The 23,800-nt window shown below is 65.4% G+C and carries 15 protein-coding genes and 1 rRNA gene (1 of these 16 running past the window's edge); 3 read left to right on the forward strand and 13 right to left on the reverse strand.

The window, feature by feature from the left end:
• Both K5H97_RS25475 and K5H97_RS25480 read right to left on the reverse strand, forming a co-directional pair.
• Positions 1–771 (reverse strand): 16S ribosomal RNA (locus tag K5H97_RS25475) (it extends 766 nt beyond the left edge of the window).
• A gap of 489 nt (positions 772–1,260) precedes the next feature.
• Positions 1,261–2,817, reverse strand: a complete 1,557-nt coding sequence (locus K5H97_RS25480) for an MFS transporter (protein WP_028692040.1) — start codon at positions 2,815–2,817, stop codon at positions 1,261–1,263.
• A 149-nt stretch (positions 2,818–2,966) separates the two neighbouring features.
• On the opposite strand from K5H97_RS25480, the gene K5H97_RS25485 reads away from it, so the two are divergent.
• From K5H97_RS25485 to cysC, 3 genes are read left to right on the forward strand one after another with little or no spacing between them, the layout of a single operon-like run.
• On the forward strand, positions 2,967–3,839 hold the full coding sequence (locus K5H97_RS25485; RefSeq protein ID WP_028692041.1) for a LysR family transcriptional regulator: 873 nt from the start codon (positions 2,967–2,969) through the stop codon (positions 3,837–3,839).
• Positions 3,829–4,845 carry a hypothetical protein gene (locus K5H97_RS25490; protein ID WP_069016248.1) on the forward strand — a complete coding sequence of 339 codons (1,017 nt, stop codon included), beginning with the start codon at positions 3,829–3,831 and terminating at the stop codon, positions 4,843–4,845. Before K5H97_RS25485 ends, K5H97_RS25490 begins: the two co-directional genes overlap by 11 nt.
• A 56-nt stretch (positions 4,846–4,901) precedes the next feature.
• The gene (cysC, locus tag K5H97_RS25495) at positions 4,902–5,477 is read left to right on the forward strand and encodes an adenylyl-sulfate kinase (RefSeq protein WP_028692043.1); all 576 of its coding nucleotides are present in this window, start codon (positions 4,902–4,904) and stop codon (positions 5,475–5,477) included.
• A 32-nt stretch (positions 5,478–5,509) separates the two neighbouring features.
• Here cysC and K5H97_RS25500 read toward each other — a convergent pair whose 3' ends face one another.
• The 11 genes from K5H97_RS25500 to gabP all read right to left on the reverse strand — a co-directional run bounded on the left by K5H97_RS25500 (position 5,510) and on the right by gabP (position 23,771).
• The gene (locus K5H97_RS25500; protein ID WP_028692044.1) at positions 5,510–7,006 is read right to left on the reverse strand and encodes a TolC family protein; all 1,497 of its coding nucleotides are present in this window, start codon (positions 7,004–7,006) and stop codon (positions 5,510–5,512) included.
• 62 nt (positions 7,007–7,068) lie between these two features.
• On the reverse strand, positions 7,069–14,457 hold the full coding sequence (locus tag K5H97_RS25505) for an Ig-like domain-containing protein (RefSeq protein WP_248691161.1): 7,389 nt from the start codon (positions 14,455–14,457) through the stop codon (positions 7,069–7,071).
• Positions 14,458–14,595: 138 nt separating this feature from the next.
• Positions 14,596–15,186, reverse strand: a complete 591-nt coding sequence (locus tag K5H97_RS25510) for a phage tail protein (RefSeq protein ID WP_028692046.1) — start codon at positions 15,184–15,186, stop codon at positions 14,596–14,598.
• 75 nt (positions 15,187–15,261) lie between these two features.
• Positions 15,262–15,570 (reverse strand): DUF6916 family protein, encoded by a 309-nt coding sequence (locus K5H97_RS25515; RefSeq protein WP_028692047.1) that lies wholly within the window; start codon positions 15,568–15,570, stop codon positions 15,262–15,264.
• Positions 15,571–15,582: 12 nt separating this feature from the next.
• Positions 15,583–16,077, reverse strand: coding sequence for a GNAT family N-acetyltransferase (locus tag K5H97_RS25520; RefSeq protein ID WP_023631507.1), 495 nt, complete (start codon positions 16,075–16,077; stop codon positions 15,583–15,585).
• Between the two features lie 175 nt (positions 16,078–16,252).
• Positions 16,253–17,236 (reverse strand): sulfotransferase, encoded by a 984-nt coding sequence (locus K5H97_RS25525; protein ID WP_028692048.1) that lies wholly within the window; start codon positions 17,234–17,236, stop codon positions 16,253–16,255.
• Positions 17,224–18,024 carry an aspartyl/asparaginyl beta-hydroxylase domain-containing protein gene (locus K5H97_RS25530; protein ID WP_028692049.1) on the reverse strand — a complete coding sequence of 267 codons (801 nt, stop codon included), beginning with the start codon at positions 18,022–18,024 and terminating at the stop codon, positions 17,224–17,226. The genes K5H97_RS25525 and K5H97_RS25530 overlap by 13 nt, the downstream gene beginning before the upstream one ends.
• A 25-nt stretch (positions 18,025–18,049) precedes the next feature.
• The gene (locus K5H97_RS25535; RefSeq protein WP_028692050.1) at positions 18,050–20,146 is read right to left on the reverse strand and encodes an HlyD family efflux transporter periplasmic adaptor subunit; all 2,097 of its coding nucleotides are present in this window, start codon (positions 20,144–20,146) and stop codon (positions 18,050–18,052) included.
• Complete coding sequence (locus tag K5H97_RS25540) at positions 20,143–21,462, reverse strand: efflux RND transporter periplasmic adaptor subunit (protein WP_028692051.1); 1,320 nt, start codon at positions 21,460–21,462, stop codon at positions 20,143–20,145. Before K5H97_RS25540 ends, K5H97_RS25535 begins: the two co-directional genes overlap by 4 nt.
• Complete coding sequence (locus K5H97_RS25545) at positions 21,459–22,235, reverse strand: efflux RND transporter periplasmic adaptor subunit (RefSeq protein WP_051555734.1); 777 nt, start codon at positions 22,233–22,235, stop codon at positions 21,459–21,461. Before K5H97_RS25545 ends, K5H97_RS25540 begins: the two co-directional genes overlap by 4 nt.
• A gap of 141 nt (positions 22,236–22,376) precedes the next feature.
• Entirely contained in the window at positions 22,377–23,771 is a 1,395-nt protein-coding gene (gene gabP / locus K5H97_RS25550; RefSeq protein WP_028692053.1) for a GABA permease, read from the reverse strand.
• Positions 23,772–23,800: the final 29 nt, after the last annotated feature.

Here is a 23,800-nt window from a genome sequence, read left to right on the forward strand (position 1 = left end):
TCCCCACGCTTTCGCACCTCAGCGTCAGTATCAGTCCAGGAGGTCGCCTTCGCCACTGGTGTTCCTTCCTATATCTACGCATTTCACCGCTACACAGGAAATTCCACCCCCCTCTACCATACTCTAGCTCGCCAGTTTCGGATGCAGTTCCCAGGTTGAGCCCGGGGCTTTCACATCCGACTTAACGAACCGCCTACGCGCGCTTTACGCCCAGTAATTCCGATTAACGCTCGCACCCTCCGTATTACCGCGGCTGCTGGCACGGAGTTAGCCGGTGCTTATTCTGTCGGTAACGTCAAAACAGCAAGGTATTAACTTACTGCCCTTCCTCCCCACTGAAAGTGCTTTACAATCCGAAGACCTTCTTCACACACGCGGCATGGCTGGATCAGGCTTTCGCCCATTGTCCAATATTCCCCACTGCTGCCTCCCGTAGGAGTCTGGACCGTGTCTCAGTTCCAGTGTGACTGATCATCCTCTCAGACCAGTTACGGATCGTCGCCTAGGTGAGCCATTACCTCACCTACTAGCTAATCCGACCTAGGCTCATCTGATAGCGCAAGGCCCGAAGGTCCCCTGCTTTCTCCCGTAGGACGTATGCGGTATTAGCGTTCCTTTCGAAACGTTGTCCCCCACTACCAGGCAGATTCCTAGGCATTACTCACCCGTCCGCCGCTGAATCAAGGAGCAAGCTCCCGTCATCCGCTCGACTTGCATGTGTTAGGCCTGCCGCCAGCGTTCAATCTGAGCCATGATCAAACTCTTCAGTTCAATACTGCTTGGGTTTTTAAGAAACCCTAAACTTGGCTCAGCAATCTCAAATGACTATGTGATTTCTCGCATGGCCACTTGTGATGCTGATAATCTTGGCGACGATCAGTCCGTACTCACAAGCACCCACACGAATTGCTTGATTCAATTTGTTAAAGAGCGTTTGGCTAAGAGCGTTTCGTCTCAACCGAGGCGCGCATTCTACGCTTTCCTCATTTGCTGTCAAGCGTTTATTTTGAGGCTTTTAACGAAGAACTCGTTTCACTTCAAACACTTGACTCGCTGCGATCTCTCGTAGCGGGAGGCGAATCATACAGCGTTACAACCTGCTGTCAACTGCCTTTCTCACCGCTGCCGATCGTTAGACCGAAGCACCTCCGCCACCCTCTTCAACAATCAACTCATTGATATTCAAGGAGTTTTTCGTTCCAATGTCGCTGGAAGTGGGGCGCATTATAAGGGGATCTGAAAGCCCGTCAACCGTTTATTTCATATATTTGCAATGTCCGGCGCTGTCTGATGAGGAGCCTCCCCGATCGGCAAGGGCTTGTTCAGCAATACCCCCACCAGCACCGCAAAGATCAGCGCCGCGACACCAGCGCTGCACAGCACCGCCTCGAAGCCGCCGATGAACGCCTGACGCGCCAGTGGTGCCGCCACCTCTCTCAGCCTTGGGTCGAGCAACGCCAACGCGGCATGCAGATCCCCCGCTGCCACCCGCGTAGCCATCTCCCCCGCCACACCCAACGCCTCGGGTGCCTGGAGCGTCAGGGCATCGCGCAGCAGTTGCCCACTGCGCGCCGCAAGGATGCCGCCGAGAATGCCTATGGCAAGGACGATGGCCCCGAAGCGCGTGGTGGTGCTCAGCCCCGAAGCCATACCGGTGCGCTCACGCGGCACGCAGGCCATGATGTTCTTCTGCGTATCGCCATTGAGCAGCCCGGCTCCGGCGCCCAGCACGACACTGGCCAGGGCGAACGCGGCATAGCCACTCTGGCCGGTGGCCCAGGCGCAGGCCAGGTTGCCCACCCCGACCAGGACCAACCCCAATGCGAACACCTGGGCCGGCGACAGGCGCGCAGCCATGCGCATGCCCAGCCGAGGCGTGAGCAGCATGGCCACGGCGAACGGCAGCATGCCCGCGCCCGCGGCCAGGGCCGAGAGCTGCAAGCCGCTCTGCAGGTACAGCGGCAGCAAGGTCATCATCACCTGCGCACAGGCGGCATAGGCGAGCATCCCCAGCAAGGCCCCGATGAAACGCCCGCTGCGCATCAGGCCGAGGTCGACCATCGGCCGCGCCTGGCTGCGCTCGACCATCACGAACAAGCCAAGCAGGAACACGCCGATCAGCAGACGCTCCAACGTGGGGGCGCTATCCCAACCAACCCGATTGGCGTCGATCAAGGCCCAGGTCAGGTAGCCCAGGCCACCGGCGAAAGTCAGGCTGCCCAGTGGATCGAACCGCGCCGCCGAACCGTCGCGGGACTCCTCGATACTGCTTGCAACCATGAACGCCAGCACGATCACCAGCGGCAGGTTGATATAGAAGATCCAGCGCCAGCCCAAGGTACTGGCGATCAGCCCACCGAGCAGCGGTGCGAAGGTGATGGTCGCGCCCATGCAGGCGCCCCAGAAGGCCCAGGCCCGCATGCGTTCCTGCGGTGCGTGGAAACGGTGGCCGATGGCGGCCAGCGCGGCAGTCAGCAACAACGCGGCACCGATGCCCTTGGCTGCGCGGGCCAGATCAAGGAACAACAGGCTGGGCGCGGCGCCGCACGCCAGCGAGGCAGCGCCGAACAGCGCCAGGCCGAGCAGCAGCATGCGCCGCCTGCCGAAGCGGTCGGCCAGGCTGCCAGCGGGTAGCAGACAGGCAGCGAACGCCAGCAAATACGCACTGACCACCCATTCGATGTCGCTGAACGAGCCGGACAGATCACGGGCAATGCTGGGCAGGCTAACCGCGACGATGTTGGTGTCGAGGATGATCAAGGCGCACACCGCCGAGGCGGTGAACAGGGTGAAGCGTGGTGAGGCGGCGGCAGGCATGACGGCTCCGTTACAAAGAGCAGGCGGGTCGTCGCCGCTTTACCGCCACGACGCCAGCCTTGTAGTGTTGCCTTCACCATAACGCCGCCGGGCACCTGGCTTGTTAGCCAGCACGTCCCGCGTCATTAGCGCCTGGCTAACGAGGCCCCATGGAGATACGTCACTTCCGCTACTTCCTTGCCGTCGCCCGTCACGGCCACTTCACCCGCGCCGCCGAGCAACTGGGCATCGCCCCGCCGACCCTGAGCCGGCAGATCCAGGACATGGAGCGTGAGCTGGGAGTGCGGCTGTTCGAACGCAGCCAACGCGAGGTAAGCCTCACCGCCGCCGGCCATGCCTTGCTTACCGAGGCCGAACAGGCGGTGCAGCAGTTCGACGCAGCACAGTTGGGTGCGCAGCGTGCAGGTCGCGGCGACAGTGGGAGGATCGAACTCGGCTACGTTGCCTCGGCAGCTTACTCCGGTACCCTGCAGCAACAGGTCAGTCGGTTTGTCCAGGCCTATCCCGACGTACAGCTGAACATTCGCGAAGTGCCCATGCTCGAGCTCCCCTCTCTTGTCGACGAGGGGCAACTCGACCTCGCCTACTTGCGTTCACCGATGGAGCTGCCGCAGCCCCTGAAAGCCGTCGCCTTGCATCAGGAAGGTTTCGTCCTGGCGCTACCGGCCAGCTCGCGCCTCAACGAACTGAAGACCATCCCGGCCTCACGCCTGGCCGACGAAACCTTCATCTTGCCCGAGCAGATCTCCGGCACACTGGCAATTGCCACCCAGGGCAACTTCACCCCGCGCCTGGGGCCGCAACCGGGCAGCCTGGTGGCGGTACTCACCCTGGTGTCACTGGGCCAGGGCGTGGCCGTGGTACCGGCGTCGGTGGTCCAGCGTATCAGTTTGCCCCAGGTCAACTACCGGCCCATCGCCGACGCCCAGGCAAGTTCATGGCTGAGCCTGGTGCACCGCCGCTTCGAAAAGTCGCCCGCAGTGCTGCGCTATATAGAAGGAGTGCGCCAAGGTGCCAAATGATCAACTACGTACCGGTTATCGAGTGCTGCTGGCGTTGCTCGCCTGCCTGGCCTGGCCCGCGTGGGCCGGCGACGCCATGCAGACGATGGCGCTGGGCAAGCCTGCGCCCTACCCTTTCTTCACCTATGCCAATGTCAGGCTCGACATCCGCCTGCCGGTCCAACACGCAGTGATCGTGCTCCATGGCGTGCACCGTGATGCCGACCACTACTATCGCAACGGCCTGATCCTGCTCGGCAATGCGGGACTCACCCAGGACGACACGCTGCTGCTGGCCCCCCGCTTCTTCAGCGAAGACGATCCCCAGACAACGCCCACTGCGCCCTTGTGGGTAAAAAACCAATGGCTGCAGGGCCACGAGTCCGTGGCCGGACGCACCGGCATCTCAGCATTCGCGGTGCTCGACGACCTTCTCGCCTACCTTGGCGATCGTCATCGATTTCCACACCTTGAAGACATCACGTTGATCGGTCATTCCGCCGGCGGCCAACTGTTACAGCGCTACACGCTGCTCGGCACGGGCGACCAGGCGCTGCGAGCCCTTGGGATCCACGTGCGCTACATTGTCGCCAGCCCCTCCACCTACCTGTACCTGGATGCCAACCGCCCCCTTGGCGAAGGCTTCGCCCCTTTAGCTGCCGCGCAGTGCCCCGACTACGACCGTTACCGCTATGGCCTGCCGGGCGCACCGGACTACTTCGCCACGCAGCATCTCGATGCCCGCCAGGTGCTCAGCCGCTACGCCGCACGCGACGTAACCTACCTGGTCGGCGAGCGCGACCGTCACCCGCACAGCCGGATCATGGACCGCAGCTGTGCAGCCCAGGCCCAGGGCCGTGACCGGGTCGAGCGGCAACTCAACTACCTGCGCTACGAGGCTTTACTTTCCCAGCGCTGGTCGATAGCGCTCGCGCATCGCCAGTACGTACTGCCGGGCATTGGCCATGACCCCGCCCACCTGCTGACCGATCCAAGCGTTGCCCAACTGCTGTTTTCCGGCCACTGACATACCACCACGCCGCGCAGTACACTGGGCCCCTCCCCCTTTCGGAGACGCCCAAGGTGCATCACGCAGGAAGCGATGAACATCCACCGGCACGTGCCCGATCTGGCGCGGTCATCTGGCTTACCGGACTCTCAGGCGCGGGAAAGTCGACACTGGCCCAGGCCCTGGCCCGAGAGCTCCATGAGCTGGGACATGGCTGCTACGTGCTCGACGGTGATGTATTACGCACAGGGCTAAATGCCGACTTGGGTTTCTCACCCGAGGATCGCCATGAAAACATCCGCCGCACAGCCGAGGTGGCGGCGCTGTTCGCCGATGCCGGGCTGATATGCATCGCCGCGTTGATCTCACCTTATCGCGCGGGGCGCGCCGCCGCACGCCAGGCCTGCAAGGCGGGCTTTCATGAGGTGCACGTCAACGCTGATCTGGCCACCTGCGAGGCCCGCGATCCCAAAGGCCTGTATCGCCGCGCCCGAGCGGGAGAGCTGGCGGCCTTTACCGGGATCGATGCGCCCTACGAAGTGCCGGAGCGGCCGGAGCTGGTGGTGGAGACGGCACACGTGCCGCTGTCGATAGCAACGGCGCAACTGCTGGCGTACGTACAGCAGCGGGTACTGTACCAACCGCAGTAGGCGCGGGCTGGCCCCGCGCCTGCTGGTTGCGCTCAGCTGCCCGGGGCGATATCGCCGCGCTGCCAGCGCGCCTCATTGTTGCTCAAGGCCTGGGCAATATCGGCCAGCTCATTGGACGGCAGGCTCTGCGGCAACGGGTCGAGGCCGGCGCTGGCGAACAGCTGGCCATAACTGTTGCGCAGCTCGGCATAAGCCAAATCGCGACGCAGGTCGGCCTGCAGCGCGTTCAGCTCGCCCTGGATCAGCTCGAGCTCGCCGATCCCTTGTGCCTGGTGGCGGTTACGCAGTTGCTCGACGATCTGCTGGTCGAGGCTCACCAGTTGCTGGCTGGTGGTGAACTGGCGACGGGCTTCATTGTAGTTGGCGTTGGCCACGTACAACTGTGCCAGGATAGCCATGGACATGGCCTGGCGCCGTGCCTCGACCACCTGCTCGCCGGCCTTGGCCACATCTATGGAGGCTGGCCCCGACAGCACGTTGAACAGGTTCCAGGTGACCTTCACGCCATAATCGGCCCAATGCTGGTTGATCAGGAAGCTGTTGCTGTCGTAGTGACCGCCGGCCGAAAACTCCAACCCCGGCAACATGCGCAGCATCGACTTGCGCACCTCGGCGGCACTGATACGTGCCTGATAGTCCTGCTCACGCAGCTCGGGACGGGTCGCCAAGGCCTGCTGCTCCAGCGCTTCGAGGCCCACCTTGAGCTCCGGCACGCTGTAGTCATCGGTTGCGGCGAGGGTCAGCTCGGTGCCGGGCGGCAGGTTGATCAACGCGCCCAGCTCGGTCTTGGCCAGCGACAAGGCCCGACGTTGCTCTTCCAACTGGCGGGTGGCCTCGATCAGCGCGCGCTGGTAGCCAAGCGCCTGGATCGGATCGCCGATGCGTTGCTCGCCCAGACGCTGGCTGTTGTCCCTGGCTTGGTCGACGCGCACCATCAGCGCATCGATCTGCTTGAGCAGGCGTTCGGCAGCCACGGCCCGCCAATAGGCCGAGCGCACGTCCTGGATGATGGTCTGCACCACCTTGCGCCGACGCTCCTGCACGATCAGGCGCTGGTCGCCCTGCTGCTTGGCGCTGACGTAGCTGACGCCGAAGTCGAGAACGTTCCAGACCATGGTCAGGTCGGCCACGTCGCGGTCACGGTCCTGGGAGGTCGACGGCTCCAGGGACTGGGTGTTGGTCAGCACGCTACGGCTGCTCGACGCGCTGACGTTACTGCGCCCGGCATAACCGGCCGACAGGGCCATGCGTGGCAGCATGTCGAAGCTGGCCAGGTCAACCTGGCGCTGGGCCAGGGCCTCCTCCATGACTTTCAGGCGGGCTTCCAGGTTGTACTTGACCGCCCTGGCCATGGCCTGGTGCAACGTCAGCGGCCCGTGCAGCGCCTCCTGGCCTTTGAACATACTGGCCAGGTCGGCCTTTGCCCGCTGCTCGCTGACGCTGCGGTCAATGGGCTGGGTCTTGACCGCGCACCCCGTCACCGCCAACGCCAGCACGCTTACCGCAAAAATCCTCGATGCTCTGCTCATCCCTGTCCGCCCCCTTGGTACGGCACTGCTGTTCTTCTAATGGATAGCTTGCGTCCGCTGGCTCATGCCTGCGGCGCGGGTACCTCTACCTGCCCCAACGCCTGCGCCAGTTGCCTGGCCTGACGTTGCTCCCCCTCCCGGAAGGCCTGGAGTTGCTGCCCCAGGGTTGGAGCCCCGGTCAAACCCTTCTCTGCCTCCGCTCCCTGGCGGAACGGCTTGCCGCCGCTGAGCTCGAACTGGCCACCGTCATCCGGCAGCGTCTTGTCGAAGATGTTGGCCAGGCTGCTGGCCCCGAAGACATTGGCGTCCCCACCGCCAAAGCCGAGGAAGCCGGCCCCAGAACCATTGCCGATGGCACTGTCACCCTGGTGACCGGCGAATACCTGGGCCAGATAGCTCGGCGCCAGCGCGCCGTTGTGGATGAACAGGTTGCCCAAGGTTGGCAGCCCGCCACCCGATGTCGGAACCTCGAACAACGGTTGTGGCAACAGCGGTGACTGGTATGGCGCGGTCACCGGTAGGGGCGAGACCGACACAGGCATGCCCGGGCTGACCTGCACCGGCTGCGCGGGCGGATAGGCCCGGAACTCCGGATCACCATCGTTCGACTGCAGGGCCACGCCTTGCCCGATAAAGCCGCCGACCAGCGCGTTGCCCGCAGCATCGGTAATGCCGGTACCACTGGATCTGAGCGCCAGGGCCAGGCTGCCGGCGCCGGCCACACCGCCAACGTTGATTTGCCAGGTGCGACCGTCGAGACGCACCAGCGATTGCAGGGTGCCGCTGGCGTTGCCATTGCCCACCAGCTCGAAGTCTGCCAGGTCGACACCGCTGACATCCTCACTGAAGGTCACGGTAAACGACTGGCCACCTGGTGTCGGCGAGGGGTTGGCCACGATCGACACCACGGTGGGTGGCGTACCATCGACGACCACACCATGGGTGTCACCGACATTTTCAAGAGCCGGTGTCAGCGCGTTGCCGGCGGCGTCCCTCAGGCTCGCCCCGTTGGCCGACAGCCCCAGCACCTGGATGCCGTCGGCATCGTTGTCACCGGCCTGGACTTGATATTGGAACACCAGTGTCGGCGTGCCCGAGCCGGCCACGAAGTCGGCGTACACCGTGCGCCCGCCCACATCCAAGGCAAGACGGGGTACCCCGTCGACCACCACCGCTTCGCTGGTGTTGACCACGAAGGTGAGCACATCGCCGGTGTTGTAGAGGACGCCGACCGGCACACTGACACTGCCCACCGTGGGGGCATCGCGGTCGATGCTGTACACGGCACCGGTGAGCCCCCCGACCAACGCGTTGCCAGCCACGTCGGTGATGCCGGTCGCACTGCCATTGAGGTTCAGGCCCAAGGTACCGGTCCCGCTCACACCGCTGACGGTGATCACATAGACACCGCCGCCCAGCGCTTGCAGGCCACTGAGCGTGCCGGATGCCGAGCCACTGCCGACCAGCGTGAAATCGGCCAGGTCGACACCGCTGACTTGTTCACTGAAAGTCACCGTGAAACGCACACTCTGTGCATTGCTCGGCGACGGATCGAGGGTGACGATACCGACCGCTGTCGGCGCCTGGGTGTCGACCAGCACCTGATGGGTGTCGGACACACCATTGAGGGTCAGGTTCATGGCGTTGCCCGCGGCGTCGGTCAGGGTCGCGCCATTGGCGGTGAGACCGGTGACGGTGACACCATCGCTGTCGTTGTCGCCGGGCTGGATGGTGTACTGGAACACCAGGGTCGTGGTGCCTGCCCCAGCCACCAGGTCGGCGAACACCGTGTGGCCGCCGATGTCCAGGGCCAGGCGCGGCGAACCCGCCACCTGCACAGCTTCGCTGACGTTGACCACGAACACCAGGGCATCGCCTGCATTGTAGGAAACCCCGGCCGGGCCTCCGACGCTGGTCACGCTGGGGGCGCGGGTGTCGATGGCATAGTTGTTGGAGTCGGTGCTGCCTATACCGGCGTTGCCGGAGCTCGCACCCACGACGCCGGTATTGTCCAGGGTGATCAGGTTGCTGGTGTCTTCGACATTGCTGGTTGGGGTCAGGGTCGCGGTCCAGGTGATGCCGCCATCGCTGCTGCTCAACCCGCTCAAGGTACCGTTGGCCACGCTCAGGTCGGCCAGGGTAAAACCGCTGACCGCTTCGCTGAAGGTGATGGTCACCAGTGATGTCTCGCCAACGCGCAGGGCCGTGTCGGCGACCACGACGGTGGCCGTGGGGACGACGGTGTCGACTGTGTAGTTGGCCGACGAGGTAGTGCCGACACCGGCGTTGCCGGCCAGGTCGCTGACACCGGTATTGTTCAGGGTGATCACATTGCTGAGGTCCCTCACCCCATTGCTCGGGGTGAAGGTGGCAGTCCAGGTGATACCGCCGTCGCTGCTGCTCACGGCGCTCAGGGTGCCATTGGCCACCGAGAGGTCGGCGTTGGTGAAACCGGTCACCGCTTCGCTGAAGGTGAAGGTTACCGTGGTGGTCTCCCCCGCTGTCAGATTGGGGTCGGCGATCACGATAGTGGCTGTCGGGCGCTGGCTGTCGATGGCGTAGTTGTTCGAATCGGTGCTGCCGGTGCCGGCGTTGCCCGCGATATCCGTCACACCTGTGTTGTCCAGGGTGATCAGGTTGCTGGTGTCGGTGATACCGGCGGCCGGGGTCAGGGTCGCGGTCCAGGTCACGCCGCCGTCGCTGCTGCTCACCGCGCTCAGGGTGCCGTTGGCGATCGTCAGGTCGGCATTGGTGAAGCCGGTCACCGCCTCGCTGAAGGTGATGGTCACCAGTGACGTCTGGCCGATGGCCAGGTTGCTGTCGGCCACCACGATGGTGGCGGTCGGGCGCTGGGTGTCGATGGCGTAGTTGTTCGAGCTGGTGGTGCCGGAGCCAGCGTTGCCGCTGCTCGCACCGACCACGCCGCTGTTGTCGAGGACGATCAGGTTGGTGCTGTCGGTGATGTTGCCGGTCGGGGTGAAGGTGGCGGTCCACGTGATGCCGCCGTCGCTGCTGGACACCGCGCTCAAGGTGCCGTTGGCCACCGTCAGGTCGGCATTGGTGAAACCGGTCACCGCCTCGCTGAAGGTGAAGGTCACCTGGCTGGTGTCGCCCACGCGCAGGGCCGGGTTGCTCACCACCACCGTCGCCGTGGGCTGCAGGGTACTGACTGTGTAGTTGGCGGAGCTGGTGGTACCGGCACCGGTATTGCCGGCCAAGTCGGCCACCCCGGTGTTGTTCAAGGTGATGACGTTGGTGGTGTCCTGCACGTTGACCGTCGGGGTAAAGGTGGCCGTCCAGGTGATGCCGCCGTCGCTGCTGGACAGCCCGCTCAAGGTGCCGTTGGGCGCCGTCAGGTCGGCCAGGGTGAAGCCGCTCACCGCTTCGCTGAAGGTGATGGTCACCGTGGTGGTCTCACCCACGGTCAGGTTGCTGTCGGCCATCACGATGGTCGCGGTCGGGCGCTGGGTGTCGATGGCGTAGTTGTTCGAGTCGGTGGTCCCGGCGCCAGCGTTGCCGGCGGCATCGGTCACCCCAGTGTTGTCCAGGGTGATGACGTTGGTCGCGTCGGTGATGGCGCTGGTCGGGGTAAAGGTCGCCGTCCAGGTGATGCCACCATCGCTACTGGACACCGCGCTCAGGGTGCCGTTGGCCACGCTCAGGTCGGCATTGGTGAAGCCGGTCACCGCTTCGCTGAAGGTGATGGTTACCAGCGACGTCTGGCCGATGGCCAGGTTGCTGTCGGCCACCGCGATGGTCGCGGTCGGGCGCTGGGTGTCGATGGCGAAGTTGTTCGAGTCGGTGGTACCGGCCCCAGCGTTGCCGGCGGCATCGGTCACCCCAGTGTTGTCCAGGGTGATGACGTTGGTCGCGTCGGTGATGGCGCTGGTCGGGGTAAACGTCGCCGTCCAGGTGATGCCGCCATCACTGCTGGACACCGCGCTCAAGGTACCGTTGGCCACGGTCAGGTCGGCATTGGTGAAGCCGGTCACCGCTTCGCTGAAGGTGATGGTCACCAGCGAGGTTTCACCGATCCTCAGGCTGCTGTCGGCCACCACGATGGTCGCGGTCGGGCGCACGGTATCGATGGCGTAGTTGTTCGAGTTGGTGGTGCCGCTGCCGGCGTTACCCGCCAGGTCGGTCACGCCGGTGTTGTCCAGGGTGATGAGGTTGGTCGCGTCGGTGATGGCGCTGGTCGGGGTAAACGTCGCCGTCCAGGTGATGCCGCCATCACTGCTGGACACCGCGCTCAAGGTGCCGTTGGCCACGTTCAGGTCGGCATTGGTGAAGCCGGTCACCGCCTCGCTGAAGGTGATGGTCACCAGCGAAGTTTCACCGATGGTCAGGTTGCTGTCGCTGACCACGATGGTCGCGGTCGGGCGCACGGTATCGATGCTGTAGTTGGCCGAGCTGGTGGTGCCGGCGCCAGCATTGCCGGCCAGATCGGTGACGCCCGCGTTGTTCAGGGTAATGACGTTGCTGGCATTGGTGAGGTTGTTGGTCGGGGTGAAGGTGGCGGTCCAGGTCTTGCCGCCATCGCTGCTGGACACCGCGCTCAAGGTGCCGTTGGCCACCGTCAGGTCGGCATTGGTGAAGCCGGTCACCACCTCGCTGAAGGTGATCGTCACCGTCGCGGTCTCGCCCACTTTAAGGGCCGTGTCGCTGAGTGTGATGGTGGCGGTGGGCGGGACGGTCTCGTGGATGGCCACCGACACCGATGCCGCGCTCGAAGTGCCACCGTCGCCATCGTTGACCGTGACCGACAAGGTACGGGTGGCCTGGCCGATGCTGTTGGCGGCATTGCTGTTGTCGTAGGTGAGGTTGCGCACCACCGCCTGGACCGCCGCCGCCGTGGCATTGCCGTTGAATGTCAGCACCAGGTTTGCGCCCCCCGTGCCTCCGGTATAGGTGCCGATGGCCACGCCGCCGTAGCTGACCGTGTTGCCGCTGACGCCGATCTGCCCGACGCCATTGCCCTGGTTGCGAATGCCCAGCACATCTTCGCCGGCTACGCCGTTGGCGCTCACCGCCACGGTCAGGTTGCCGCCGGCGAAGTCGGCCGAGTCGCTGTCGGTGACGGTGGCATTGCCGCCGCTGTCGAGCAGCACCGAGCCTGCGCCTTGGGTGAAGGTCTGACTGTCGCCGTTGAGGTTGGCGATCACCGGGGCGGCATTGGGCGGCTGGACCACCACCGAAGCGGTGCGGGTTGTGCTGCCCATGTCGTCATTGACGCTGACCGTCACGCTGCGCGTGCCGCTGGTGTATGCCCCGGTGCTGTTGCCGTAGGCGACCACGGCGAGGATCGAGCGGTACTGGGCCAGGGTGGCCACACCGCTGAGCGACAGCACCGTGGTGCCGGAGCCGCTGATGGTGATGCCGTAGCTGGCCGCGGTGGCGATCTGCCCGGCGCTGAGCGACAAGGTTTCGTTGCCGCCGTCGAGCACGCCACCGAGGGTCAAGGTCGCACCGCTGACCTGGGTGTCGCCGTCGGTCTGGGTGAGGCTGATGTTCGGCACGATGGCCACCGGGCTGCCGGTGAAGTTGACCGTGCTGTCGTTGCCCCCGGTGCCGGTGTCCAGGTCGACCACCGGCGGCGCCGAATACAGCACCTCGTAGGCGCCGATATCAACGCCACCGCCACGGGGCCGGTCGAAGCCGCGCAGGTCGGTGAGCGGTGCGCCGACGAGGGTGCCCTGGTCGATGGCGTTGCTGGCGGTGCTGGCCAACCGGTAGTCACCGCTGGCGGTGTTGACGAAGTTGACCGCGGTACCGATCAAGTTGGTGGTGCTGGTGTAGCCGCCGCCAACACCACCATTGGTGGCCGCATCGAGCTGGGTGCCGTTCACGGTATTGCCGGTGAAAATGCTGTTCTGCACCGTCACCGTGCCGGCCTGGCCGCTGACCCAGCCGAGGCCGCCCGAGGCGATGCTACCGGTACTGGTGTTGAGGAACACGTTGTTGGCGATGGTGCTGTTGGTGATGCGCACCGTGCCCCCGCTGTTGCTCAGCACGATGATCGAGCCGGCCGCCACCGTGCCGGTGGCGCTGTAGGTGCCGGTGTTGTTGTAGATGGCGACGTTTTCCAGCACGTGGTTGTTGGCGCCGCCCAGGCGCACGAGCGTCGACATGGCGGTGCCGCCGACAATGCTGGCGCTGTTGTCGTGGATCGTCGTGTTGCGCACCACCACGGTGGATCCTGCGGTGGTCGCCGAGTTGATCACCGTGCCGGCGTTGCTCTCGAAGTTGGAGTCCTCGACGGTGATCGAGCCGCCGTTGGCGCGGATCGCGCCGCCAGCGATGTTGCTGGAGAAATGACGGAAATCCAGGTTGCGCACGGTCAGCACGCCCCCGCCGTTGCTTTGCAGGCCCGAGGCTTCGAGGGTATCGCGGGTACCGTTGTTGTTGACGTCACCGCTCAAGATGATGTCGCCCTTGCCGTCGCCGTCGACATCACCGTTGATGGTGATGTTGCTGGTCACCGCCAGTGCCGTGGCCGAGGACCAGCGGATGGTCTGCCCTTTCAGGTTCTGGTGGAACACGATGATGTCGCTGCCGCTGCCTGCGGCCGAGCCGTCCACCGAGGTGTCGGTGTTCGCGGCCTGGATGGCCTCGGCCAGGGACACCTGGCCATCGTTGGTGATGGCCGACGCATCGGTGGTGGTGACGGTGATGGTCGCAAGCGAAGTGTTGAAAGCCGACAGGTTGCCACGCTGCACGCCGACGTCCGTTGCAACCACCCCGGAGACGGTCTCCAGCGCCCAGTCCTCGCCGGCGCGGTTACCGGTGGCGTCGGACGAAGCGCCTACATCCGCACCGCTGAGCCGCGCCACTTCGTTGACGAACAGCTGGCCGTCGCTGCCGGCCCCGGTGTTGCAGGCAAAGAACCGGATGTCACCGCCCGGCGCCAGGCTGCTGCCAATACGCGCAAGGTCCGCGCCATGGCTGGCCAGCTGGTTGGCCCAGATGGCGTTGCCGGCCAGGTAGACATAGCCCTTGTCACCGTGGCTGATGATATCGATCGAGGTCACGTCGTTGCGGCCATCGAGGTAATCGGCGATCTGCTTGAAACCATCCTTGCCGTTCTCCAGCACCACCACTTCGACCCCGGCGGGCAGGCCGGCAATGAGCTTCTGGTAGTCGCTGACGGCGGAGTCGACGAACACGACTTCGTGGTTGCCCGAAGCTGCCGTGACCGGCGCGGTGGCGGGCGCCGCCTCGTGGACGGGCTCGTGGGTGGCGCTGTCGCGGGTGCTGGCCGCATCGCTCGCGGCGCTGGTGTCCTTGGCCACGCTGGCGGCTGCGACTGCTTCGACCGCCTGGGCGCCCTGGTCGGCGACCACGCCCACCGAGGCGTCGAACATCATGCGCGGCTCCAGGGCCTGGATGAGGCTCGGGCGGCTCGTGGAAACGTTGGGTGTGTGGGTGTCCTTGCCGCGTTTCCAGAATGCCATGATGCCCTCGCTCAGCCCTGGGGCTGGTTGTGCGTGCCGCCCTTGCGGGTGAGGACGGCCTGTCCTTGTTGGAAAATCCTGAACGGACGACGGGGCGCCGATGTGCGCCCCGCAGCCCTGCTTGTTGCCTACCCGGCCTCAGTTGCGGGACGGGAACAGCCCTTCCACTGCAATGATGAAGTTGATACCCAGGTAGGGGTTTCGGATCGAGAAGGGCTGGCTTTGCCCCGTGGTCGCACCGGTGCTGGCCGGAATGGTGAGGTTGAACGGTTTGAGCGTCGTGTCGCTGGCGGTCGAGGCATAGATGTCGATCGCAGCACCGGAGCCCGTGGTGTCCTTGGGCTTGGCCAGCACGCCACTGGTCGAAGGTGCGGGCAGGTCAGCATCGCCTTCCGCTGCGGGGATGGCGACCGACACCGTGCTGGCCGGGATGATCACGGGTTGCGAGGCCATGTTCAGTGACGTCAGGCTGGCCGTTGGGGCACCTGCCACCTCCCCTAGCACGACATTCGGCAACCCCGGCCCCGTCCCTTGCTGGATAGGCGCCCGGCCACGCAGGTCAGGCAGTGCGAAAGTGGTCTGGCCATTGCCACCGTAGGTCGTCCCGAGAATCGAGAACAACGCGGTGTTCTGGGCGATGCTCAGAAGCTGACCTTGGCAGAAGGCCCAGCCCCGAGGGGCGAAGTTGCCTGCGAACAAGGTGATCTGACCGAGGAACGGCTCACTCATTTGCTGCTCTCCTATGACAACACTGCGAAGACGGGCCCCATGGCCCGCCGGACATGACGCGTGTGGCGGACGCCCTCAGAGCGGCCGGTCTACGTGAAAAATCGCTTCCAGCACCGGGCGCCCATCGTCATCGGGGCTCACCGGCGTCATCAACAGCAGCCAACCTTGCTCGCCTGGCGGCGACAGGCGGAACACCGCCTGCGGCAGCTCGGTGCCGGCCGGCAGGGCGAATTCCGCCGCATAACGCTGGTGACGCGGCGACATGGCCTGGCCCTCGGTCACGGCCAGCAGCTGCGCCTCGAGCGCCTGCTCGTCGCTGACCCACAGCTGGAAGTGGCTGCCGGTGGCCTGTTGCAGTGCGTCGAACGTGGGCATGGCATGCATGGATCTGGTCCTTCAGGCACGAATGGCAGTGGTGAGCGCCGCTCGGCGCATCTTCAGGGACAGGCCGGTCTCACCGACCACCTCGAACCCGCAGCGCTGGTAAAGCCGCAAGGCCGGGTTATGAGGGGTGACATGCAGGCCGGCGCTGAGGCCGTCGGCATCGGCGTGTGCCAGCCACTGCCCGAGTAACCGGCTGCCGATGCCGCGCCCGCACCAGGCGGGCAGCAGGGCCATGTCGATGAACTGCACGTGGCTGTCGGTCCAGTGCAGGTAGACGCGGCCAATGGGCTCGCCCGCCACTTCGATGATGAAGAAGTCGGCGTCGGCGAACTGGGCTTGGTAATAGTCGTGCTGGGCTTGGAACTGCTGGTCGAGGAACACATCGATGGCGGCCTGGGGCCACGGCAGCAGGGCCATTTCGGCGGCACGGGTGGTGCCGTAGAGGGTGCGCAGGAACGCCCGGTCGACGTCCACGATGGGACGGAGGCTCACCTCGGAAATGGACATCGGGTATGGCTTCCCTGCATAAGGTTACCCCATGGTGAGGGGCGCACATCCAAGTGAATTGTCCTACACAATCTGCAGCAGCGTAGCCGAAGAGCAAGGCAAATAGCCACTACCCAAACAGGGTCTTTTCAACTTTTTTCTCAAACACCCGTTCGAGGTCGTTTGACGCCATTTCCTAGACGTTTCGCAACCGTATGGATTCCAACGCGTTGTAAGGCGCCTGGGCCCAACGGATGACCGCAGCCCGTATTTCGTCGTCGGCCTCCTCGCGCTTGCGCTGGCTGTCGGCGCTGAAGTTCATGGCCGGCTGCTTGGCGTCGAAGGCCGCGACGGCGCGCAGGTCAGCCACATCGCCTGGCTGGATGCCGAACAGTGGCCCGAGGCGTCCCCAGACGGCGTCGGGCAATTCGCTGTAGTTCACGGCGATGGCGCCGTGGCGTTCGCACAACGTTAGGCCAGCCGCGAGAATTTCGCCAATCATCCGGCAGGTGTATTCCACCGTGCCCATGGCTTGGGGGGCTGGCAGCAGGCTGTCGAGGCCCGAAGCACCAAGCAGCCCCGGCACCCGATGCATGCCCGCCTGGCGCAGTTGCGAGACAACGATTTCCAGTGGGTCGCGGTAGAGGAATACCCGGGCCGCATCGGGATACAGCGCCGTCAGCAGCGGTGCGTCGAAGATGTTCCAGGCATCGAGCTTGATCAGCAGTTGCTGCTCGTCACCCTGGCGGCGCTGGCCATAGGCCGAGCACAGTGCGCGCAGGGCCTCGGCTTGCCAGCTTGCAGCGGCTGGATCCTGGCGCGCGGCGCGCAGCAGGTTGTCCAGCGGCGCAGGTTCGGACAGCACGATGTTACGGGGCTGGCTGGCCAGCAACTGAGCGACCAGGGTCGAACCACAACGTGAAGCGTGGAACAGCAGGGCCGTGGGGCTCAGGCCCGGACTGCGTGCATACCCGTCGAGCAGCGCCTGGACATCGGTTTCACGGCGCATCGCCTGGTTGAACGGCAGGCGCAGCGCCAGGTCGACATCGTCGCGGAAGAATGGCCGGGTCAGGCGCCGCTCGCCAAACCAGCACCAGTCCACCCGCCAGCCGGCGTCGCCTTGCCAGAGGCGAATGGGCAGCCAGCCCTGGAAGTCCAGCGGAGTATTCATACGCGCCATTGATCGCTCCATGCCTGCTTGCCCCGGCGCATGGCGGCCAAGACCTCTGCGTCGGAAAAAAACTGCCCATGCTCGGCGCCCAATCGCACGGCCTCGGCGACGAATGCTCGAGGGTCCTCAAGTGCCTGCAGGCGTGCGGCCAACGCCGCAGACTCGGCCACCTGCTGACGGAACCGTTCGAATGCCTGCCCCGCCCTGCCCACCTGCAACGTTGGCGTGCGCGCCAGCCCCTCCTCGATCAGTGCCAGCAGCCAAGGGGCTGGCGTGCAGTCGAGCACCAGGTGGATGCGTTCGCCGGGCCCGGGGTTGTTGACTCGGTGAGGTCGCGACAGGTCGATGAACCAGCATTCGCCGGGGCACATCGGCACCTGCAGGTCGTCCACCAGAAATTCAACGCCGGGCGGGCTGATCAAAGGAATGTGCAGGCGCAGGCAGCCGCCGGGGCGCCCCAGGTCGGGGTCGCGGTGCTCGTGGATCCTGGCACCCTCCCCCAGGCGCAGCAGACGGGCGGCGCGCAGCGAGGACTGGAACGGCGCCAGCACTGCTTGCCAGGCTGCTTCGCCCTGCCACCAGATCAGGTCTTTGGGAGCGCCCAGGCCAGGAGCCAGTGGCACCGAGGCATCCTCGGCGGTGACCAAGGCCACACCACTCCAGTCCCCCTCGTGATACCCCCTGTTGAAATGCGCCTGCCAGGCCTCGGCCCGTACCCGGGCCAATGCCTGCAGCAATGCCGGCAAGTCCGTGGCCAAAGCCAGTCGGGAACAACGCGGCAACGTGACCTCACTCATGCAGCGCCCTCGCAGTGAATGCTTACTAGAAACCGCTCTCGCGCACGCCCAATGCCGCCAGCCGACGCCAGGCGCTGCCCAGCAGCGACTCCCGGGCCCCATCGAGCACCACCACCCCGCGCAGTGGCTGGTTCACGTCGGGCATCTCGGCCAGCGGGCTCAGGCGTACGCCGTATTGTGCCTGCACCGGCTCTGCGCGCTGCTGGGCATCGCGACGCACGGCCACCGGCCCATGGCGATCGGACGCCAGCGCCTCGAGCTCCAGCACCGCCACGCCGGTGGCATCGACCTGCTCGACGCGCACCGGCAACGCCGGCCGCCCCGGGTCATCGGCGATGAAGCGTCCCTCGCTGCCAACCGCCACGCGCCACAGGTCGGCCTCGGCCAGATAGCCCCGCAGGCGCAGGCCTGGCTCGACCAAACGGCCGAGTGTCTGTGCCGGGCTGACCCATTGTCCTGGGGCCAGATCGGCCGGCAGGTCACGCAGTACCCCCGCACGCGGCGCCCGCAGTTGCAGGCGTTCACGCTGGGCCGCCAGCCCCCGATATTCGGCCACGGCCTCGGCCAGCTGCTGCTCGAGCACACCGGTATCGCCCGCCGTCTCGCTGCGGCCGGCCTGACGCCGCAAGAGCAACTGCAGGATGTCGATCTCGCGACGCACAATGGACTGGCGCGAAGCCAGGTCGGGTGACTCCAGCTCCAGTAGTAACTCCCCCTGGGCGACCACCTGCCCTTCACGCACCGGCAGACGCTTCACCCGAGCCGCCACGGGCGCGTGCAAGGCGCTGACCCGGGACGCCTCGAGCATCGCCGGCACGTCCACCGCGCCGCGCCAGGGCACCACCAGCACGGCCAGCAGCAGCGCCAGCACGGCTGCGCCCCGCAATGCCTTGCCCGGCGCCGCCTGACCACGGCGCAGCCACCACTGCTGCAGCTCCTTCCACACTGGCAGGCCGATGAACCACACCAGTTCCACCAGCATCAGGAAGATGCCCAACACCTTGAAGAACAGGTGATACACCGCCAGGGCGATACCGAAGAACAAGACCGCGCGCCATAGCCAGGCGCCATACCCCCAGACCAGCAATCGCCGGCGCATCACCGGCGGCCAGGCTTCTGGAGCCGGCTCGCCATAGCCGAACAGGGCCTCGCGCAGACGCCAGCGACACAGGGCGAAGGCGCGCTGCTGCAGGTTCTCGACACCCCACAGGTCACTCACCAGGAAGTAGCCATCGAAGCGCATGAACGGGTTGAGGTTGACCAGCAAGGTGGTGATCCAGGTGGCACTGGCCAGCATGAATGCCGCCGTGCGCGCCGGGCCATCGGGCAACAGCGACCAGGCCAGCAGCGCCAAAACCGCCAGCACCAGCTCGGCGAACACCCCGCCGGCGTCGATCAGCAGCCGCGAACGGCGGTCACGCACCCGCCAGGCATCGCTGACATCGGTATAGAACATCGGCAGCAGCACCATGAACGCCAGCCCCATGCTCTGCACCCGGCAGCCGGCACGCTTGGCCATGAACGCATGGCCGAACTCGTGGCAGAGCTTGGCGAACCCCAGCGCCACGCCGAAGGCGAGGATGCCGCCCAGGCTGAACAGGTGCGGGAAGGTGGCGATGAAGCGCGACCAGTCGCGCGCCACCAGGAACACGCCCAACGCCAGCAGCAGCGGCAGGGCCACGCGCACCATCCAGCCGCCATGACGTTCCAGTACCGGCCAGGCACGATTGAGGAAAGCGTCCGGACGCCACAACGGAATCCGGAAGAACAGGTACTGGTGCAGCACGCGCGTCCACAGGCTCTGACGGCTCGCGGCGGCCTTGGTCGCATAGCTGTCGCGCTGGCGGGCGTCCTCGGCGCTGATCAGATCGTGCTGGCCGAGGAACAGCAACAGTTCTTCCAGCGCCTGCTGGTCGACGGCCAGGCCGGGTTCGGCATTGGCCGCCGCCAGCACATGCTGCGGGTCGCCCAGGCGCCAGTGTTGCAGCAAGCGCACGGCAATGGCACCGAGTTTGAAGTAGCGCCCGCGCAACGGGTCGGCGAGGGTCCACTGGGGCGCGCCATCGTGGCCAGGCGCCGCCGCGGACAGTTGCAGGTCGGCCCGCAGCGGCGGCAGGTTCATAGCCCTAGCCCCTGGCGCAATGCCGCCAGTGGTCGACGCAGCAGGTAGTAGACCAGCGGCGCGCGCTCGCCATACAGCTTGGCGGTCCCGCGCAGGCCGATCCGCGGCGGCGCCTCCTCGAAACCGGCATCAAGCCGGTAGGCGAGCTGCCCGGCGGCAGTCGCCTGGGCCTCGTAGGCGGCGCGCTGCAGACGAGCACCATGGCGATGCAGCGGATCGCTGTCGAGAAACAGCGCCACCTCGGCGCCAGGCTGCAAGGCGATGGCATCGCCCACCGGCAGTTCCAGGCGCAGCTCGGCCTGCTGCGGATCAGCCAGTTGCATCAGCCGCTCGCCGGTCTGCACCGGCTTGCCGGTCCAGCGCTCGGCATCGGCGAACACCGCGATCCCCGCGCGCTCGGCGCGGATCTCGCTGCGGCCGAGGAGCTGGCGGGCGTAATCCAGCTCGGCACGCTTCTGCTCCACACGAGCAGCCAGCAGATCAAGGCGTGCGTTGGACTCGGCGTCGCTGAAGGCGCGCTGGGTGCTGGCCTTGAGCTCAGCCTCGGCCACGCCAAGGGCGCGCCCGGCGACGTCGGCCTGGGCCTTGAGCGTGGTGGCATCGAAGCGCACCAGCACGTCGCCAACGGCGACCGTCTGGTTGGGCTTGACCAGAAATTCGGCGATCACCCCGTCCAGCGGCGCGGCGACCACCCGTCCCGCCCGTGGCACGACCTCGGCCGGTGCCAGCACCGACTGGCGCACCGGCACCAGCAATACCAGCAACAGTGCTGCGGCCACCGTCAGCAGACGCCGCCGTGGCCAGCGCAGGCGCCAGGGGCGGACCGGGTGCAGGGCCAGCCAGGCATGGGCGTAGGTATCGCCCAACTGGTTGAGCAGGGCCTGCTCGGCGGGGGTGAAGGCTTGATCACGGGCCAGCCACAGGCCACCGAACACGTCGCCGTTGCGGTCGAGCAGCGGCAACCAATAGGCATGAGCGGCCGACAATGATTGCCAGTCGGCCAGTGCCTGGTCATCCAGCCTGGCCGGGTCTACCACGGCGGCCTGAGCAGCCAATCCAGCCCTTTGCAAACGGTGAGCGGCGCGCTCGACGAACGCCACGAACGGCGCATGGGGCTCCACCACGCTGATGCCGGTCAGCGCCCGAACCTTGCCAGCGATCAGCAGCGCGGCATGACGAAAGCCGAACAACGCCTGGCCGTCATTGACCATGCTGTAAGCCAACTGCTCGGTGCTGGCGGCCTGGCGCGCCTGGCGCTGCAAACCGAGAAAGTGGGCGAAGGCATGCTCGGCCACACCTGCGGCAGCGGCGGTCATGGCTGTTGCGCGAAGTGGGCGGTACCGCTCATGCCGGCCAGCAGCCCTTGGCTGTCGCTGGGCAGTTCACCGATCAGTTGCAGGGTCTGGCTGCCTTCGTCGATCCGCGCGCCGACACGCTTGACCTGCGCCTGCAGCGGCCTGCCGGTTTCATCCGGAACGAATTCGAACGGCTGACCGGGCTTGAGCCGCCCCAACCAGCGTGAGGGTACCAGCAGGTGGATTTCCAGCGAGCGATTGTCCACCACCTCGATCAACGGCGCACCGCTGGGCACGCTTTCATGGGGCTGAGCTCGGCGCTGCACCACCCGCCCGTCGAACGGCGCGCTGACCACGCAGCGTTTGATCTGCACCTGGTACACCTGAGCTTCGGCCTGGGCCTGGGCCTGCTTGGCCTCGGCCAGCGACACTTCGAACTGGCCGACTGACTTCAGGGCAGCCAACTGGCGGTTGTGCCTGAGTTCCTCACTGGCGGCACGCACGGCGGCCTGGGCGGCGTTGAGCTGGGCTTGATAGGCGCTGCAATCGAAGCGGGCCAGGGTGCTGCCCTTTTTGAAGTCCTGGCCATCGGCGAAAGGCATTTCGACGATGCGCCCGGCCAGTTCACTGGACAACACGGCCTGGTCACGGGCCCGCAGCACGCCACGGGGATTCTGTTCGGCGCTGCTGCTGGAGGCGGTGTCGAGCAAGGGGTCGGCAGGCGACTCGTCGGCATGCGCCAGCGGCAGGTGCAACACACACAGGGTCAAAGCCAGACGGATACCGTGAAGCATGTTGCGCACTCCCTTGCGAGCTGGTTGCCGGGAGTGTAAGGCAAAAAATGATGGCACGGATACATCACCTGGATGAAGAATCGGGCGACTCGAAGGATCCGGCAAATCCTCCGAGTGGCGGTCAACGCCGTCGCAATGACCTCAACCCAGCGAACGCGCTCCCACGGCCCTGCGGGAATGTCCACGGGTGGTGACGATCCCCAGGAACGAGATCACGATCGCCAGGCTCAAGGTGGCGGTCACCTCGGCGCGGTGCTCCTCGGTGAACATCATCACGGCCAGGGCACCGCTGATGAACAGGATCACCGCCCAGGTCAGCCAGGGGAACAGCCACATGCGGAACTTGAGGTTGGCGTTCTCGCGCTCCAGCCGACCACGCATGCGCAGTTGTGAAATGGCGATCACCAGGTACACCAGCAGCGCGATGGCGCCGGAGCTGGCGAGCAGGAACTCGAACACGCCTTTGGGTGCAAAGTAGTTGAGGATGGCGATGGCTGCGCCGATCAGGGTGCTGCCGAATACCGCGGCGCGCGGTACACCCACCTTGGACGTGTGCTTCAGCAAGGCAGGGGCATCGCCACGCTTGGCCAGCGAGTACATCATCCGCGAAGCGATATAGATCGATGAGTTCATGCAGCTGGTCACCGCGATCAATACCACGATGTCGACCATCAGCGCCGCGTTCGGGATGTTCATGATTTCCAGCGCACGCTGGTAGGAACCCACTACCGCCAGTTGCGGGTCATTCCACGGCACCACCGAGATGATCACGAAGATCGACAATATATAGAACGTACTGATACGCCAGATCACCGAACGGGTGGCCTTGGCGATGTTGCGTGCCGGGTCGCTGGACTCGGAGGCGGCGATGGTCACCGCCTCGGTGCCGATGAAGCTGAACATCACGGTGATGAATGCACCGACCACCGCGGACCAGCCCTTGGGCGCGAAACCGCCGTGCTCGTCCATCAGCGTGCTCAGCCCACTGACCTCGCGCTCAGGCAACCAACCCAGCAGCGCGGCGAAGCCCAGGCCGATGAAGCCGAGAATGGCGGTGACCTTGAGAATGGCGAACCAGAACTCGAACTCACCGTACTTGGCCACGCTGAACAGGTTGGTGCAGGCCAGCAGCAGCACCGAGGCCAGGGCGAAGATCCAGCTGTCCACCTGGGGGAACCAGGCGTTGAGCACATGCCCGGCGGCCAGCGCCTCGATGGGGATCACCAGTACCCAGAACCACCAGTACAGCCAGCCGATGGTGTAGCCGGCCCAACGACCGATGGCCTGGTCGGCGTAGGTGGAAAACGAGCCGGTGTCGGGGTGGGCCACGGCCATTTCGCCGAGCATGCGCATGACCAGCACCACCAGGGTGCCGGCCACGAAATAGGAGAGGATGGTGGCCGGGCCGGCCGCCGCGATGGCGTGCCCGGAGCCGACGAAGAGCCCCGCGCCGATGATGCCGGCGATGGACAGCATCGTTACGTGACGTGGCTTGAAACCTTGAGCAAGGTTGCCATCAGTTCCCACGGTGTTCATTGGTCTTGTTCTCTTTTTGCTGACACAAG

It is taken from the genome of Pseudomonas mosselii, assembly GCF_019823065.1.
GTDB lineage: Bacteria > Pseudomonadota > Gammaproteobacteria > Pseudomonadales > Pseudomonadaceae > Aquipseudomonas > Aquipseudomonas mosselii.

Bases quoted from the DNA above. Each gene is read 5' to 3' on its own strand.
- K5H97_RS25480 (WP_028692040.1), bottom strand. From the start codon at position 2,817: ATGCCTGCCGCCGCCTCACCACGCTTCACCCTGTTCACCGCCTCGGCG.
- K5H97_RS25485 (WP_028692041.1), top strand. From the start codon at position 2,967: ATGGAGATACGTCACTTCCGCTACTTCCTTGCCGTCGCCCGTCACGGC.
- K5H97_RS25500 (WP_028692044.1), bottom strand. From the start codon at position 7,006: ATGAGCAGAGCATCGAGGATTTTTGCGGTAAGCGTGCTGGCGTTGGCG.
- K5H97_RS25505 (WP_248691161.1), bottom strand. From the start codon at position 14,457: ATGGCATTCTGGAAACGCGGCAAGGACACCCACACACCCAACGTTTCC.
- K5H97_RS25510 (WP_028692046.1), bottom strand. From the start codon at position 15,186: ATGAGTGAGCCGTTCCTCGGTCAGATCACCTTGTTCGCAGGCAACTTC.
- K5H97_RS25515 (WP_028692047.1), bottom strand. From the start codon at position 15,570: ATGCATGCCATGCCCACGTTCGACGCACTGCAACAGGCCACCGGCAGC.
- K5H97_RS25520 (WP_023631507.1), bottom strand. From the start codon at position 16,077: ATGTCCATTTCCGAGGTGAGCCTCCGTCCCATCGTGGACGTCGACCGG.
- K5H97_RS25525 (WP_028692048.1), bottom strand. From the start codon at position 17,236: ATGGCGCGTATGAATACTCCGCTGGACTTCCAGGGCTGGCTGCCCATT.
- K5H97_RS25530 (WP_028692049.1), bottom strand. From the start codon at position 18,024: ATGAGTGAGGTCACGTTGCCGCGTTGTTCCCGACTGGCTTTGGCCACG.
- K5H97_RS25535 (WP_028692050.1), bottom strand. From the start codon at position 20,146: ATGAACCTGCCGCCGCTGCGGGCCGACCTGCAACTGTCCGCGGCGGCG.
- K5H97_RS25540 (WP_028692051.1), bottom strand. From the start codon at position 21,462: ATGACCGCCGCTGCCGCAGGTGTGGCCGAGCATGCCTTCGCCCACTTT.
- K5H97_RS25545 (WP_051555734.1), bottom strand. From the start codon at position 22,235: ATGCTTCACGGTATCCGTCTGGCTTTGACCCTGTGTGTGTTGCACCTG.
- gabP (WP_028692053.1), bottom strand. From the start codon at position 23,771: ATGAACACCGTGGGAACTGATGGCAACCTTGCTCAAGGTTTCAAGCCA.